Below are 13,248 nucleotides of genomic sequence, written 5' to 3' on the forward strand. Positions count from 1 at the left end.
ACGGGCCGGTTTTCGGGCCTGACCCGGCTTGGAACCCGCGCCAGGCACCGCGCCACGCCATTGAGATTGCTTTGGAAACGGCAACGGCCACAATTATCCGGACCAACGACGGACCCGCCATCGCCTTTTGACGATGGCGCCACGGCCGCCGAATCGAGTTTTCGTCCTCCTCGCGCCCGCCCCCGACCGTGACCGAACCGGACTATGCGCCGGATTGAGCTCGGCGCGGGGCCATAAGCCTTCAACGCCACGGCGCTTGCGAAAATCGTTATATCATATAATTATTTTCCATCACCAATGAACACGCCGCCGGGGAAACCGAATGCCCAAGCTCAAACTGCCCGACATCGAAAAGGTCACCGCGATCGACATCCACACCCATGCCGAGGAGCCGTGCGGCATGCATGGCGACGACGGCTATGACGACTTCCAGGCGCAGATGGCCGACTACTTCAAGTCGCCGCACAAACATCCGCCGACCGTGCCGGAGACCGCGGCCTACTACCGCGCCAAGAACATCGCCGCGGTGATCTTCCCGGTCGACGCCGAGCGCGAGACCGGCTTCCGCCGCTACAACAATTACGAAATGCTCGAGGTCGCCTCCGACCATCTCGACGTGCTGATCCCGTTCGTCTCGATCGACCCGCACAAGGGCAAGCTCGGCGTCCGCGAGGCCCGCAAGCTGATCGAGGAATACGGCGTCCGCGGCTTCAAATTCCACCCGACCATGCAGGGCTTCTACGCCAACGACCGCATGGCCTATCCGCTCTATGAAGCCATCAATGACGGCGGCGCGATCGCGCTGTTCCACACCGGCCAGACCGGCGTCGGCTCCGGCATGCCGGGCGGCATGGGGATGCGGCTGAAATATTCCAACCCGATGTACATGGACGACGTCGCGGCCGATTTCCCCGACCTCAAGATCATCCTCGCGCATCCCTCCTTCCCCTGGCAGGAAGAGGCGCTGTCGGTCGCGACCCACAAGCCGAACGTCTATATCGACCTGTCCGGCTGGTCGCCGAAATACTTCCCGCCGATCCTGGTCCGCTACATCAACTCGATCCTGCAGGACAAGATGCTGTTCGGCTCCGACTGGCCGGTGATCACGCCGGACCGCTGGCTCGCCGACTTCGCCAAGCTCGACATCCGCGAGGAGATCCGGCCGAAAGTCATGAAGGCCAACGCGCGGAAGATTTTGGGGATCTAGAGCATGATCGGGAAAAGTGCGAAGCGGTTTTCCCTCGCGACAAACGCGGAACGCGTTTGCGCGGAGATCATGGTCAAACAAGGAGATGAGATCATGATGCGATTCCGTGGAAGCGCATCATGATCTAAGGGAGTATTGTCGGCGCAAGCTTCGGAGGTGGTTCATGACGAACTTCACCGGACTTGCCACCCTCTCCGCACTCCTGATCGGAAGCGCAGGGCTCTGCTGCGCGGCACGCGGCGGGCAGCCGCCCGCGTTCGTCGAATTCGAGAGCCCGCTTGCAAGTGCGCAGCCGCTGCAAGGCTATCTGCGAACACCCGATGGACCGGGCCCCTCGCCCGCCGTGGTGCTGCTGCACGGCTGCGGCGGCTTCTTCAAGCAACTCGACGAACGCTGGGGCAAGCGGCTGGCGGCCTGGGGCTATGTCACGCTCACGGTCGACCGGTTCGGGCCGCGCGGCATCACCAGCGCCTGCACGGGCGGTGCGCCGGCCGCAACCGTCCATGACGCCTATCGTGCGCTGAGCTATCTCGCGCGGCAATCGGCGGTCGATCCCGATCGCGTCGCGGTGGTCGGGTTCTCGCAAGGCGCCTGGCTCGCCCTGCTCTCGGTCGAGCGTGGCGCGATCGAACATAACGCGGCAGAGAAATTCCGCGCGGCCGTCGCGTTCTACCCGCCCTGCCTCAGCATCAAGGGCGACATGACGGTGCCGACGCTGATCATGGTCGGCGAGCTCGACGACTGGACGCCTGCCAAGGAGTGCCGGACCCTGGCCGAGGGCCGCGACGACTACGGCATCTCCCGGCAGAATAGTGCGGGACACCCGATCGAGCTGATCGTCTATCCCGGCGCCTATCACGGTTTCGACGTGCCACATTACAGCACGCCGGTGCAGATGCTGGGTCATCACCTCGAATTCAACGAGGTGGCCAGGGATCAATCCATCGACGCACTCAGGAAATTCCTGTATGCGACAATCGGCGGGCAAGAGAGATCACAATGACCATCAAGGCAATCGTCTTCGACGCCTACGGCACACTCTACGACGTCCAGTCGGTGGCCGACGTCACCGAGGATGCGTTTCCCGGCTATGGCGACATCATCACGCAGGTCTGGCGCATCAAACAGCTCGAATACTCCTGGCTGCGTTCGCTGATGCGGCGCTACCAGGATTTCGCCGTCGTAACCCGCGACTCCCTCGCCTACACGCTGCGCTGCCTCGGCCTGCAATATGACGCGGCGACCTTCGCCCGCATCATCGACAAATATCAGCATCTGGCGCTGTATCCGGATGCGGTCGGCGCGCTCGAGGCGATGAACGACAAGAAGCTCGCGATCCTGTCCAACGGCAGCCCCGACATGCTGAATGCACTGGTGCGCAATTCAGGCCTCGACCGCGTGCTCGATGCGACCATCAGCGTCGATGCCCACAAGGTGTTCAAGCCGGCGCCGGAGGCCTACACGCTGATCGAGGAGGTGCTGAAAGTACCGCCGGCGGAGGTGCTGTTCATCTCGTCCAATCCGTGGGACGCCTGCGGTGCCAAGTCGTTCGGCCTCAACGTCGCCTGGATCGAGCGGGTGACGCCGCAAGCGATGGCGCTGGCCTGCGTCGAAAGCGAGACGGTCGCCCCATTGACGATGTTCAAGGCGCTACGTACCCAGATGGACGAGCTCGGCGTCGTGCCCGATCACCGGATCCACGGTCTCTCCGAACTTCCTGCCCTGGTGTCTGCCAGATCCTGACTAGCAAGGTCCTGAACAACATGAGCCTCGAGTCCGTCCGCGCCTTCTTCGCCGAGAAGGCGCCCGAAATCTCCGTGATCGAATCTACCACGAGCTCCGCGACCGTCGTGCTGGCGGCGGAGGCCTATGGCGTCGAGCCGGCGCGGATCGCCAAGACGCTGAGCCTGCGGGTCGGCGACCGCGTGGTGCTGATCGTCGCCGCCGGGACGTCGCGGATGGACAACAAGAAGGTCAAGGCGGCGTTCGGCGGCAAGCCGAAGATGCTTGGCCTCGACGAGGTCGCCGACATCACAGGCCACGAGGTCGGCGGCGTCTGCCCGTTCGGGCTGAAGACGCCGCTGCCGGTCTATTGCGACTTATCGCTGAAGGCGTTCGATGTCGTGGTGCCGGCGGCAGGCTCGACCCACAGCGCGGTCCGCATCACGCCCGACAGGATGGCGGAGCTGACCGCGGCCGAATGGGTCGACGTCTGCGAAGTCAGACCTGGGGATTAGTCCTCATCGTCGAACGGCGGCCGCGATGGCGCCGGCTGCATCGGCTGTGGTGCGCGCGGCCGCTGCTGCATCTGCGGCTGCTGCGGCGCGCGGCCCTGCGCTTGCGGCTGCTGGGCCCGGCCCTGCGTCTGCGACTGTTGCGCGTTTGATTCGAACACGGCACGACAACTGTTGGAAAGTTGCGGCGTGTTCTGCCGCAGGCAAGCCACGATACGCTGCACGTCGGGCACTTGGTCGCTGCAGAGCCGCCACACGTCCGGTGTGCACGCCATCTGCTGTTCCCAGGTTCCCCGATACTCCTCGGCGACGGCGGCCGTTGCCGTGACAGCTCCGCCGATCGCTATGGCAAGGCTCAGGACGATCCGCTGCGATCGCATGTCGGGCTCCCGTTGTTCCAGATACTGGCCCGCGCGCGCATGTTCCCGCGCCGCGATTTGCTCCAAAGCTGCCCAATGAATGCGGCCAAGGATCGTTCGCGCGGACAACTAAAAGTGAAGAGAGTTTGTCCCGGGAGTTCCCTATTCGACCTTGCCGATCTTCTTCACCGCCGCGATCAACCGCGCGCTGTCGTCTGCAACAAATTTTGAGAACGCCGGCGCGTCCATATAGGCGACCGGACTGCCCGCAGTCTCGAAAGTCTTGATCACCTCCGGCGCCTTCACGGCATCAGCCATCGCCGCGCGCAGCCGCTCCATGATCGGCGCCGGCAGCGCTGACTGCGCGAACAGTCCCGCCCAGATGTAGAACTCGACGTCCTTGTAGCCGAGTTCCTTGAAGGTCGGCAGATCGGGGAAGCTCGCGATCCGCTCGGCGCCCCAATTGGCGAGCACGCGCATCTTGCCGTCCTCGACCTGCTGCTTGAGCGTGCCCGGCGCCGACGCCAATGCCTGCACGGTGCCGGAAAGCAGCGCGGTGAGCGCCGGGCCTGCGCCGCGGAACGGCACATGCAGCAGCTTTATTCCTGCGCTTGCCGCGAACATCTCCATCGCGACATGCAGCGTGCCGTACGGACCGGACGAGCCGTAGGGGATCTGTCCCGGGCGTTTCTTCGCGTCGTCGACGAACTCCTGCAGTGTCTGCCACGGTGCCGAGGCCGGCACCGCCAGCAGCGTCGGGTCGGCGAGCACGCGCGCGATCGGCGCGAACTGCGACACCTCATAGGCCACCGGGCGATCGAACAACCGGTCGGCCTCCGGCAGCACCGCGAGCGAGGACAGCGTCATCAGCAGCGTATAACCATCGGGCTCGGCGCGCGCGGCCTGCGCATTGCCGATCGATCCGCCTGCTCCGCCGGCGCGATTGTCGACGATCACGGGCTTGCCGAGGATGCGCTCCAGCGCGAGCGCCACCGGGCGCGCCGCTAGGTCGGCCTGGCCGCCGGCCGGAAACGGCACGATCATCGTGATGTTGCGGTTGGGATAGGCGCCTTGCGCAAACGCGGAGTTGGCGAGCGCAGTCTGCACAAGCGGCAATGCGGCGGCGGCGCGCAGCAGTTCGCGGCGATTCATCGAGAGCTTCTCCCCAATCATCTTTTTTGGCGATCGCAACCGATCGCGATGCCGCAGTCAGAGCCGCGGCTTGGTCGCATCGTGCAGGAGCGGAGCGCTGATCTCAAGCGTCCCGCGCGTCGCATCCGACGCCGACTGACCGATGGGGAAGATCGAGCCTGGTCGGGCCGAGTGCATGCTGAGATTCGATCGAATAACGACGGCGCTGTGCTCCCTCTCCCCGTTCTTGCGGGGAGAGGGTTGGGGTGAGGGGCTGTCTCCGCGTAAACGGCGACAGTTGGACTTGTGGAGGCTCCCCCTCACCCGGAACGCATCTAACGATGCGTTCCGACCTCTCCCCGCACGCGGGGCGAGGTAAAGCTGAATCCGCTGCGCGATGTGATGTAAGTCATCTTGCTCTAACGCTTGCGCGCCGCCCTGCGGGTCTTTCCGACCGACCGCTTGCTGGCCGCGCCGCGCTTGGTCGCGGTCTTCTTGCTGGCGGCCGCGCGCCGGACCGGAGCAGCCGCGGCCGGCCGCTTGCGCGCCACCGCCTTCTTCGGCGCCTTCCTGGCCGTTTCCCTCGCAGCTTTCTTGGCGGCCTTCTTCGCTGCTTGCGGACGCGCGCGGCGCGCGGTTGTCGCGCCGCGGCGCCGCGTGCTGCTGCCTCCGATCGGAACGAGGTGGTCGTCGGCATCCAGTGTGAGTTGCTGGAGCGGAAACGCCGGCAGGAAGCTCGGGTCGTTGTAGAGCTTGCTCAAACTGTCCTGATCGAACTTGCCGCCCTGCCCGCGGTCCTCGCCCGCGCCGGCGCGCCAGGCCGCTTCCCAGACCCGGGCCAGGGCCTTGGCACCATCCTGCATGCAGGCCGCGGTGGCATCCTTCAGCTTCGACCACAGCGCCTCGACCTGGCCGCTGCCCATGTGGGAGTTGAACAGGTTGACGATGGTCATCGGCGGCAGCCGCTTCACGGTCCGCTGCATCAGCGCGACCACGGCAACCGCGGCGTCGCGGCCGGTCGGGGTGCCGCCCGGGACGATCTCCGCGACGTCGCTGGTCCTGGCGTCAGGGATCATCTTGATGAGATCCTTGCCGTGGCGGCCGATCATCGTGGTCTCGTACACGCTGTGCACCTTGGCATGCGCCTTGTCGTTCGGATCGAGGCCATGGTGGAATTGCGAGATATGCAGCGGCTGGCAGGCATCGCCGATGTAATGTGCGACGATGCCCGCGGCGCAGACGAATTCCAACTTCTTGTTGGCGGCGGCATACTCGACCATCTCGTCGAAAATCTGCCAGACCCGGAACGGCAATGCACCGCGCCGGTCCTCGCCGATCCCTTCGTAATAGTCGTTCCAGACCTTCGGATCGACGTTGCGCGTCGACTCCGCGCAAAGATCGAGCAGCGTCTTGCCGTCCCTGCCGGGCTTGTCCATGTCGGCGAAATGGTTGCTTTCGTCGGTGTGCCGGGTGAAGCGCCAGACCAGGTCGGCGACATCGGCCAGCGGCGAGAACGTGCCTCGCTGATGCGGCTTGAGGTCGACGAGCAGCTTGTCGTCGAGGCCGATATTGTCGGCATTGGCGTCCATCATGGCGGCAAGCTTGGGAAGCTTCGCGGCAATCAGACCGGTCGCGTAGGCGCCGATCTTGACGTGACCCCATTCGCCCCAATACTCGGTATGGCCCGCGTTCCAGTCGCCGATCAGTTCGACATCGAGCTCACGGCACAGCGTCGACATGCAGATGCCGAGCGCGACCTGCATCGGGACCTTGCCGCTCGATCCGAACAATTCCTGGCCGCCCCATTCGAGCGCCAGGGGACTGAGGATCCGCGCGCCGCTGGCGTTCTTCTTGGCGTCCGGATCGTCGACAAACCAGACCGTGCCGGAGTCGCCCGGATAATTGTTGAGCGGCGTGTCGCCGTCGCGCGGGCCGATCACGAAATCGCTGACATATTCCACGCCGCCGACGGTCTTGTAGCGATAGAACAGGCCGAGGATCTTGCCCTTCATCAATCCGCTGGTCGCACCGAACGCGATCAGCGGCTGGTTGATGATGTCGAGACGGAAGGTGCCGACATTGAGGTCGACGACGTCGCCGACCTGGCCGACGCCGTAAACCTGTGCGGTCCAGCCCTTGACGTCATCGACGCGGATCAGGCCGGCATCGAGATTGGCCACCACGCGCGAGCCGGGCCAGCCGGGATAGACCTCGCTGAAGGCGCGCTTGCCGAGTTGCAGTGCATCGCTGATGCCGAGGCGGCGGTCGGTGTTCTTGAAGCCGGCGAAGATCTCGCGGCCGGCGGCGCCGACCACGTGACGGTTGGAGAGCGCAAACACCGTCTCGCCATTGGTGACGAGACAGCCGATCGAGCCGCGGTGGATCTTGCCCTGGATCATGGTCTGCACCGGAAAGCCGCCGCCGACCAGATCGCTCTTGAACACCGGCGGATCGACGGTGCCGGGACTGCCCTCGTTCGGATCGACCTTGACGACGCAGGTGGGCACGACGCGACCATCCGGCAGATAGAGGAACGGAGGCACCAGCTGGTCCTGCTTCTCGGGATGGTTCTTCAGCTCGGAGCGCTTCATCCAGTCGCGGACGAAGACGAGGATGCAGGGCCACGACCAGTCCTTGACCGACGAATTGAACAGCGTGCGCGGTCCGAGTGCCTGCGGCTTGGAGTGCGCCTTTCTTTCCGTCGCGTTGCGGTCGTTGTCCCGGATCAGATAGCGGCCGATCGCCGTGGCGTAGACCGATTGCAGATGTGCCAGATGCACGTGATAGGCCTCGCGGGCATCGAGCAGATCCTTCACCGACAATGACGTGAAGTCATGCTTGGTCAGATCAATCATCTGGTTCCTCCGAAAATGCGCTTTGCGGCAACACCGGTGCAGGACGCAGAAATAGACGATCGCGGCAGCCCTCGATCGTGGGTTAGTTCACATAAGCAATACAATTTAAAAGGGATGACACGAATGTGACGGGGCGGGCCGGATGTCCCTCCACCGCTCCGCGTGCGGATTTCTATTTCCGCTGCGCGCGCCCTTTGGCGAAACGCTTCGCCAGGAAATCCGCCAGCACCTCGACGCGCGCGGGCCGCGGGCCGCCGGGCGGGGTGACGAGATGCACGGCGCCCTCGGGCTGCTTCCAGCCTTTCAGGATCACCTCGACCTCGCCGCGCGCGATCGCGTCGCCGACGATGAAGTCGGGCAGATCGGCGATGCCAAGACCGGCGAGCAACGCGGGCATCACCGCCTCGCCATTATTGGCCCGGAGCTGGCCGGCGGGACGCACGCTCGCCTGCTCGCCCGACGCGTTGGTGTAGTGCCAGACGCCCTGAGTCGAGAGATAGGCGTAGCCGAAGCATTTGTGCTCGGCGAGATGCATCGGATGGGTCGGCCGGCCGTGGCGCTTCAGATAGGACGGCGCGGCCACCGTGTAGCGCGGCATGCCGCACAGCCGCCGCGCGATCAGTGAGGAGTCCGGCAGCCGCGCGATGCGCAGCCCGGCATCAAAACCCTCGCCGATCAGGTCGACCGTGGCGTCGCTCAAGTGCAGGTCGATCGACACCTCCGGATAGGCCTCCATGAATTCCGGCAGCAGCGGCGCCACCGTCTTGATGCCGAAGCTCATCGGCACTGCGAGCCGCACCAGGCCGCGCGGCGTGGTCGATTGCGCCAGCGCCTCGTTCTCGGCGGCCTCGCCATCGGCGAGCAGCCGCGCGGCGCGCTCCGACAATTTCTGGCCGGCATCGGTCAGCGCCAGCCGCCGCGAGGTGCGGTTGAACAGCCGGGCGCCGAGCCGCTCCTCCAGCCGGCTGACCGCCTTGGACACCGTCGCCTTGGACAGCGAGAGCTCGGTCGCGGCCGCCGCAAACGACCGTAATTCCACGACTTTTGCGAAGATCGCGAGCGCCTCGAAGTCCGGCAGTTTCGACATGGACCGCTTTCCTGATTGCTCAATACTGGAAACAATGAGTTTCAATAGTTTCTATTTCTATACCACAGCCGGAGGCATATCCAAGTGCCATCAAATTCAACCGATGGAGAAATCCAATGACCAAGAAGCTCTCAGGCAAGGTTGCCCTCGTCACCGGCGGTTCGCGCGGCATCGGCGCGGCCAGCGCTCGTGCACTCGCCGCGGAAGGTGCGAGCGTCGCGATCAGCTACGTCGCCTCTCCCGAGAAGGCCGAGGCCGTGGTCGCCGAATTGAAGGGCAAGGGCGTCAACGCCCGCGCCTACAAGGCTGACCAGGCCTCGTCATCCGATGTCGATCAGCTGGTGAAGACCGTCGCCAAGGATTTTGGCCGGCTCGACATCCTGGTCAACAACGCCGGTGTCGCATCGGGCGGCGCGGTCGACGACCCCAAGGCCGACACCGCGACGCTCGCCCGCCAGGAGGCGATCAACATCGACGGCGTGATCACCGCGATCCGCGCCGCCTCCAAGCTGATGGGCGAAGGCGGCCGCATCGTCACCGTCGGCTCCATGCTGGCGGACCGCGCCTCGTTCCCGGGCCTTGCCGACTACGTCGCTACCAAGGCGGCCGTCGTCGGCTACACCAAGGGCGCGGCGCGCGACCTCGGACCGCGCGGCATCACGGTGAACGTGGTCCAGCCCGGCTCGATCGACACCGACATGAACCCGAAGGACGGCGGCGAGTTTGCCGAGACGCAACGCTTGCAGCATGCGCTGCAACGCTTCGGCCGCCCGGAGGAAGTCGCAGCCGGCGTCGTGTTCCTGGCAAGCCCGGAAGCCTCGTTCGTGACCGGCACCGTGCTCAACGTCGACGGCGGCTTCGGCGCCTGATCGCAAATTTTTCTGGAGACGCCGGGCGCGCTGCGCCCGGCCCGCTCCTCAACATCGACATCAAGGGGAATGACCATGATCGAACTCAGACCATTCGCAAAGCTTGGCGGCGCCGACCACGGCTGGCTGAAGGCCAAGCACCACTTCTCGTTCGCGAGCTACTACGATCCCGATAATGTCAGCCACGGCGCGCTGCGCGTCTGGAACGACGACGAGATCGCGCCCAACTCCGGCTTCCCGGCGCATCCGCACGCCAACATGGAGATCATCACCTATGTTCGCGAAGGCGCAATCACGCACCAGGACTCGCTCGGCAACAAGGGACGCACCGAAGCCGGCGACGTCCAGGTGATGAGCGCCGGCAGCGGCATCCGTCACTCCGAGTACAATCTGGAGCCGGCGAAGACCAAGATCTTCCAGATCTGGATCGAGCCGACGACGAAGGGCGGCCACCCGACCTGGGGCTCGAAGCCATTCCCGAAGGCGGACCGCTCCGGCAAGCTCGTCACTATCGCCTCGGGTATCGACGGCGACGACGACGCGCTGCCGATCCGTGCCGATGCGCGGGTGCTCGCCACCACGCTGAAGGCCGGCGAGAGCGCGGAATACGCGGCCGACAAGGCCCGTCACCTCTATCTGGTGCCGGCGGCCGGCAGCATCGAGGTCAACGGCGTGCGCGTCAATGCCCGCGACGGCGCCGCGATCCGCGACGAGGCCAAGCTGAAGATCACCGCGCTCGAGGATGCCGAGCTCGTGCTCGTCGACGCGGCCTGATCACCACATCCACACTCGTCATGCCCGGGCTTGACCCGGGCATCCATCGGGCTTCGCAAGAGTTCTCCGTTTGATGGATTGCCGGGTCAAGCCCGGCAATGACGGGGTTCCTTAACCTCACCCTACTGCCAAACCACAAGGAGGCCATCATGGCCAAGGTTCTCGTTCTCTATTACTCTGCCTACGGTCACATCGAAGCGATGGCGAATGCCGTCGCGGAAGGCGCGCGCGAGGCCGGCGTCACCGTCGACATCAAGCGCGTCCCCGAGCTGGTGCCGGCCGAAGTCGCCAAGGCCTCGTACTACAAGCTCGACCAGGCCGCGCCGATCGCCAAGATCGACGATCTCGCCAACTACGATGCGATCATCGTCGGCACCGGCACCCGGTTCGGCCGCATGGCCTCGCAGATGGCCAACTTCCTCGACCAGGCCGGCGGCCTCTGGGCCAAGGGCGCGCTGCACGGCAAGGTCGGCGGCGCCTTCACCTCGAGCGCGACCCAGCATGGCGGCCAGGAGACCACGCTGTTCTCGATCATCACCAACCTCCTGCATTTCGGCATGACGGTGGTCGGCCTGAACTATGGCTTTGCCGGACAGATGAAGCTCGACGAGGTCACCGGCGGCGCGCCCTACGGCGCAACCACGATCACCGGCGGCGACGGCAGCCGCCAGCCGAGCGAGAACGAACTCGCCGGCGCCCGCTATCAGGGCCGCGCGATCGCGGAAACCGCGAGAAAACTTCACGGCTGATGCGATGGGGGCGGCATTCTCGTTCGCGATTGCCGCCCCTGCCTAAGTCGCGACGTCGTTCCCGGACAACGGCGCAAGAGCGATCGCTGCTGGAACGCCAACAGAAGCCAAGAAAGGCCGATAATCGACGCAATAGGCGTCCATGCCCAGGATTGCCTGACAATTGGCCGCGAATTGAGCCCTTGAGCGGCGACAAGCCGCGTGTCATCGTGCCCGTCAATATCCAGGCCGGAGCAACATGACGGTTCCCTGTCGCGTCCTAATGATCTATCCGAAGTTCGTTCAGGACTCCTTCTGGAACTATACGGAAGCTTGTGAACTCGTCGATGCGAAGTATCCGGCGGCGCCGCTCGGACTGATCACCGTCGCCGCCATGCTGCCGAAGCATTGGGATATTCGCCTCATCAACCGTAACACCGAGCCCTTGACGGACGCCGATCTCGACTCGGCCGATCTTGTCATGATCGGCGGCATGCTCAACCAGCAGCCTGATTTTCTCCACCTGATCGATCTCGCACACCGGCACGGCAAGCCGGTATGTGTCGGCGGACCTGACGTCTCCTCCAGCCCGCATCTTTACGCCGACGCGGACTTCCAGGTGATCGGTGAGGCAGAGCAAATCATTCAGCAATTCGTCGCCGCCTGGGAAAGTGGAGAGCGCAAGGGCGTGTTCGTCGCCGAGAAATTCAAGATCGACGTCACGTTAAGCCCGATGCCCCGCTATGACCTGATCAAGTTCGAGCACTATCTCTTCATTGGCGTGCAATATTCGCGTGGCTGCCCGTTCACCTGCGAGTTCTGCGATATTATCGAGCTGTATGGTCGTGTGCCGCGCACCAAGACCCCCGATCAAATTCTCGCTGAGTTGCAAGCGCTCTACGATCACGGTTATCGCGGACATGTCGATTTCGTCGACGACAACTTCATCGGGAACAAGAAAAACCTCCGCATCCTGCTGCCGCAGCTCAAAGCCTGGCTGGAGGAGCGAGACTATCCGTTCGAGTTTTCGACGGAAGCCTCGATCAATATCGCTGACGACAGCGAGCTGTTGCAGGCGATGAAGGACGCGAACTTCTTCGGGATTTTCGTCGGCATTGAGAGCCCGGATCCGGAGACCCTCGTGCAGATGAAGAAGAAGCAGAACACCCGGCGCGACATCGCCGAATGCATTCACAAGATCTATGGCTACGGCATGTTCGTCACCGCGGGTTTCATCGTCGGGTTCGATACCGAGAAAGCCTCGATGGGGCACGCGATGATCGACTTCATCGAGGAGGCGAGCATTCCAGTCTGCATGGTTGGACTGCTCTATGCACTGCCGGGCACACAGCTGACGCGGCGGCTGGCGAAGGAAGGCCGCCTGCACGAAGGCCACGATCTCATGAAAGTCGAGCAGGCGGGCGACCAATGCACGCTCGGCTGCAATTTCGACACCGTACGTCCGCTGCGTGACATCCTTGAGGACTACAAGGCCGTGATCGGGCACGTGTTCGACCCGACGGCCTATGCAGGACGGCTGTCGCGGCTCGCCGCCATGCTCGACCGGTCCGACCGGCGTCGCGACCTGCCGGATGGCGACATACGCAAGAGGCTTGGCGGCATCGAGGGCGTGCACACGATCATGCGTGCCCTGCCGGAGGTCCGCGAACCGTTCTGGAAGACCTTCGTCGAGGTCGCCAAGTCCAATCCGGGCGCGCTTCGCTACATCGTGATGTTGATGGCGCTGTATTTGCATTTCGGGCCATTCTCGAAACACGTGATCCGTGAGATTGACCGCCGGATTGCCGCCCTCGACGATATGCCGCCGGTGAGGGCCACGGAGCTTGGGCCGCGAACTAACCTACGTGCGGTTTGACGGCAAAGCGCGTTCGTGCGCTTCGCCGACCAGAGCACGTCGCGCGGAACCAGAGGATCGGTTCCCCCGAGGTCATCGCGACCAATTCGTAATAGCCGAAACACTGTACGTCGCGCAGCCCAGAGGTT

The 13,248-nt window shown here is 64.3% G+C and carries 12 protein-coding genes; 8 read left to right on the forward strand and 4 right to left on the reverse strand.

Going from position 1 to position 13,248, the window contains the following annotated elements:
• Positions 1–322 precede the first annotated feature (322 nt).
• The 4 genes from J2R78_RS10880 to J2R78_RS10895 all read left to right on the forward strand — a co-directional run bounded on the left by J2R78_RS10880 (position 323) and on the right by J2R78_RS10895 (position 3,444).
• Positions 323–1,207 carry a 4-hydroxyphenyl-beta-ketoacyl-CoA hydrolase gene (locus tag J2R78_RS10880; RefSeq protein WP_018269758.1) on the forward strand — a complete coding sequence of 295 codons (885 nt, stop codon included), beginning with the start codon at positions 323–325 and terminating at the stop codon, positions 1,205–1,207.
• A gap of 163 nt (positions 1,208–1,370) precedes the next feature.
• The gene (locus tag J2R78_RS10885) at positions 1,371–2,210 is read left to right on the forward strand and encodes a dienelactone hydrolase family protein (protein ID WP_253604314.1); all 840 of its coding nucleotides are present in this window, start codon (positions 1,371–1,373) and stop codon (positions 2,208–2,210) included.
• Complete coding sequence (locus J2R78_RS10890; protein WP_253604315.1) at positions 2,207–2,950, forward strand: haloacid dehalogenase type II; 744 nt, start codon at positions 2,207–2,209, stop codon at positions 2,948–2,950. Before J2R78_RS10885 ends, J2R78_RS10890 begins: the two co-directional genes overlap by 4 nt.
• Before the next feature lie 20 nt (positions 2,951–2,970).
• Positions 2,971–3,444: a YbaK/EbsC family protein gene (locus tag J2R78_RS10895; protein WP_253604316.1), complete on the forward strand. Its 474-nt coding sequence runs from the start codon at positions 2,971–2,973 to the stop codon at positions 3,442–3,444.
• Here J2R78_RS10895 and J2R78_RS10900 read toward each other — a convergent pair.
• The 4 genes from J2R78_RS10900 to J2R78_RS10915 form a co-directional block, all read right to left on the reverse strand.
• Positions 3,441–3,821 carry a hypothetical protein gene (locus J2R78_RS10900; protein WP_168856521.1) on the reverse strand — a complete coding sequence of 127 codons (381 nt, stop codon included), beginning with the start codon at positions 3,819–3,821 and terminating at the stop codon, positions 3,441–3,443. The genes J2R78_RS10895 and J2R78_RS10900 overlap by 4 nt on opposite strands.
• Before the next feature lie 141 nt (positions 3,822–3,962).
• Positions 3,963–4,952, reverse strand: a complete 990-nt coding sequence (locus tag J2R78_RS10905; protein WP_253604317.1) for a tripartite tricarboxylate transporter substrate binding protein — start codon at positions 4,950–4,952, stop codon at positions 3,963–3,965.
• A 398-nt stretch (positions 4,953–5,350) separates the two neighbouring features.
• A complete protein-coding gene (locus J2R78_RS10910) occupies positions 5,351–7,786 on the reverse strand; it encodes a hypothetical protein (protein ID WP_253604318.1) in 2,436 nt (811 codons plus the stop codon).
• 172 nt (positions 7,787–7,958) lie between these two features.
• Complete coding sequence (locus tag J2R78_RS10915) at positions 7,959–8,873, reverse strand: LysR family transcriptional regulator (protein ID WP_253604319.1); 915 nt, start codon at positions 8,871–8,873, stop codon at positions 7,959–7,961.
• Positions 8,874–8,989: 116 nt separating this feature from the next.
• Between J2R78_RS10915 and J2R78_RS10920 the strand changes: the two genes are divergently transcribed.
• From J2R78_RS10920 to J2R78_RS10935, 4 genes are all read left to right on the forward strand, one after another.
• Positions 8,990–9,742, forward strand: a complete 753-nt coding sequence (locus J2R78_RS10920; protein WP_069278265.1) for an SDR family NAD(P)-dependent oxidoreductase — start codon at positions 8,990–8,992, stop codon at positions 9,740–9,742.
• A 75-nt stretch (positions 9,743–9,817) separates the two neighbouring features.
• Positions 9,818–10,516, forward strand: coding sequence for a pirin family protein (locus J2R78_RS10925; RefSeq protein ID WP_092086905.1), 699 nt, complete (start codon positions 9,818–9,820; stop codon positions 10,514–10,516).
• 149 nt (positions 10,517–10,665) lie between these two features.
• Complete coding sequence (wrbA, locus tag J2R78_RS10930; RefSeq protein WP_253604322.1) at positions 10,666–11,265, forward strand: NAD(P)H:quinone oxidoreductase; 600 nt, start codon at positions 10,666–10,668, stop codon at positions 11,263–11,265.
• A gap of 238 nt (positions 11,266–11,503) precedes the next feature.
• Positions 11,504–13,120 carry a B12-binding domain-containing radical SAM protein gene (locus J2R78_RS10935; RefSeq protein WP_253604324.1) on the forward strand — a complete coding sequence of 539 codons (1,617 nt, stop codon included), beginning with the start codon at positions 11,504–11,506 and terminating at the stop codon, positions 13,118–13,120.
• Positions 13,121–13,248 lie beyond the last annotated feature (128 nt).

The organism is Bradyrhizobium sp. USDA 4538 (assembly GCF_024171045.1).
GTDB classification, from domain to species: domain Bacteria; phylum Pseudomonadota; class Alphaproteobacteria; order Rhizobiales; family Xanthobacteraceae; genus Bradyrhizobium; species Bradyrhizobium australafricanum.

Coding starts and splice junctions, on each gene's coding strand:
- J2R78_RS10880 (WP_018269758.1), top strand. CDS start 323: ATGCCCAAGCTCAAACTGCCCGACATCGAAAAGGTCACCGCGATCGAC.
- J2R78_RS10885 (WP_253604314.1), top strand. CDS start 1,371: ATGACGAACTTCACCGGACTTGCCACCCTCTCCGCACTCCTGATCGGA.
- J2R78_RS10890 (WP_253604315.1), top strand. CDS start 2,207: ATGACCATCAAGGCAATCGTCTTCGACGCCTACGGCACACTCTACGAC.
- J2R78_RS10895 (WP_253604316.1), top strand. CDS start 2,971: ATGAGCCTCGAGTCCGTCCGCGCCTTCTTCGCCGAGAAGGCGCCCGAA.
- J2R78_RS10900 (WP_168856521.1), bottom strand. CDS start 3,821: ATGCGATCGCAGCGGATCGTCCTGAGCCTTGCCATAGCGATCGGCGGA.
- J2R78_RS10905 (WP_253604317.1), bottom strand. CDS start 4,952: ATGAATCGCCGCGAACTGCTGCGCGCCGCCGCCGCATTGCCGCTTGTG.
- J2R78_RS10910 (WP_253604318.1), bottom strand. CDS start 7,786: ATGATTGATCTGACCAAGCATGACTTCACGTCATTGTCGGTGAAGGAT.
- J2R78_RS10915 (WP_253604319.1), bottom strand. CDS start 8,873: ATGTCGAAACTGCCGGACTTCGAGGCGCTCGCGATCTTCGCAAAAGTC.
- J2R78_RS10920 (WP_069278265.1), top strand. CDS start 8,990: ATGACCAAGAAGCTCTCAGGCAAGGTTGCCCTCGTCACCGGCGGTTCG.
- J2R78_RS10925 (WP_092086905.1), top strand. CDS start 9,818: ATGATCGAACTCAGACCATTCGCAAAGCTTGGCGGCGCCGACCACGGC.
- wrbA (WP_253604322.1), top strand. CDS start 10,666: ATGGCCAAGGTTCTCGTTCTCTATTACTCTGCCTACGGTCACATCGAA.
- J2R78_RS10935 (WP_253604324.1), top strand. CDS start 11,504: ATGACGGTTCCCTGTCGCGTCCTAATGATCTATCCGAAGTTCGTTCAG.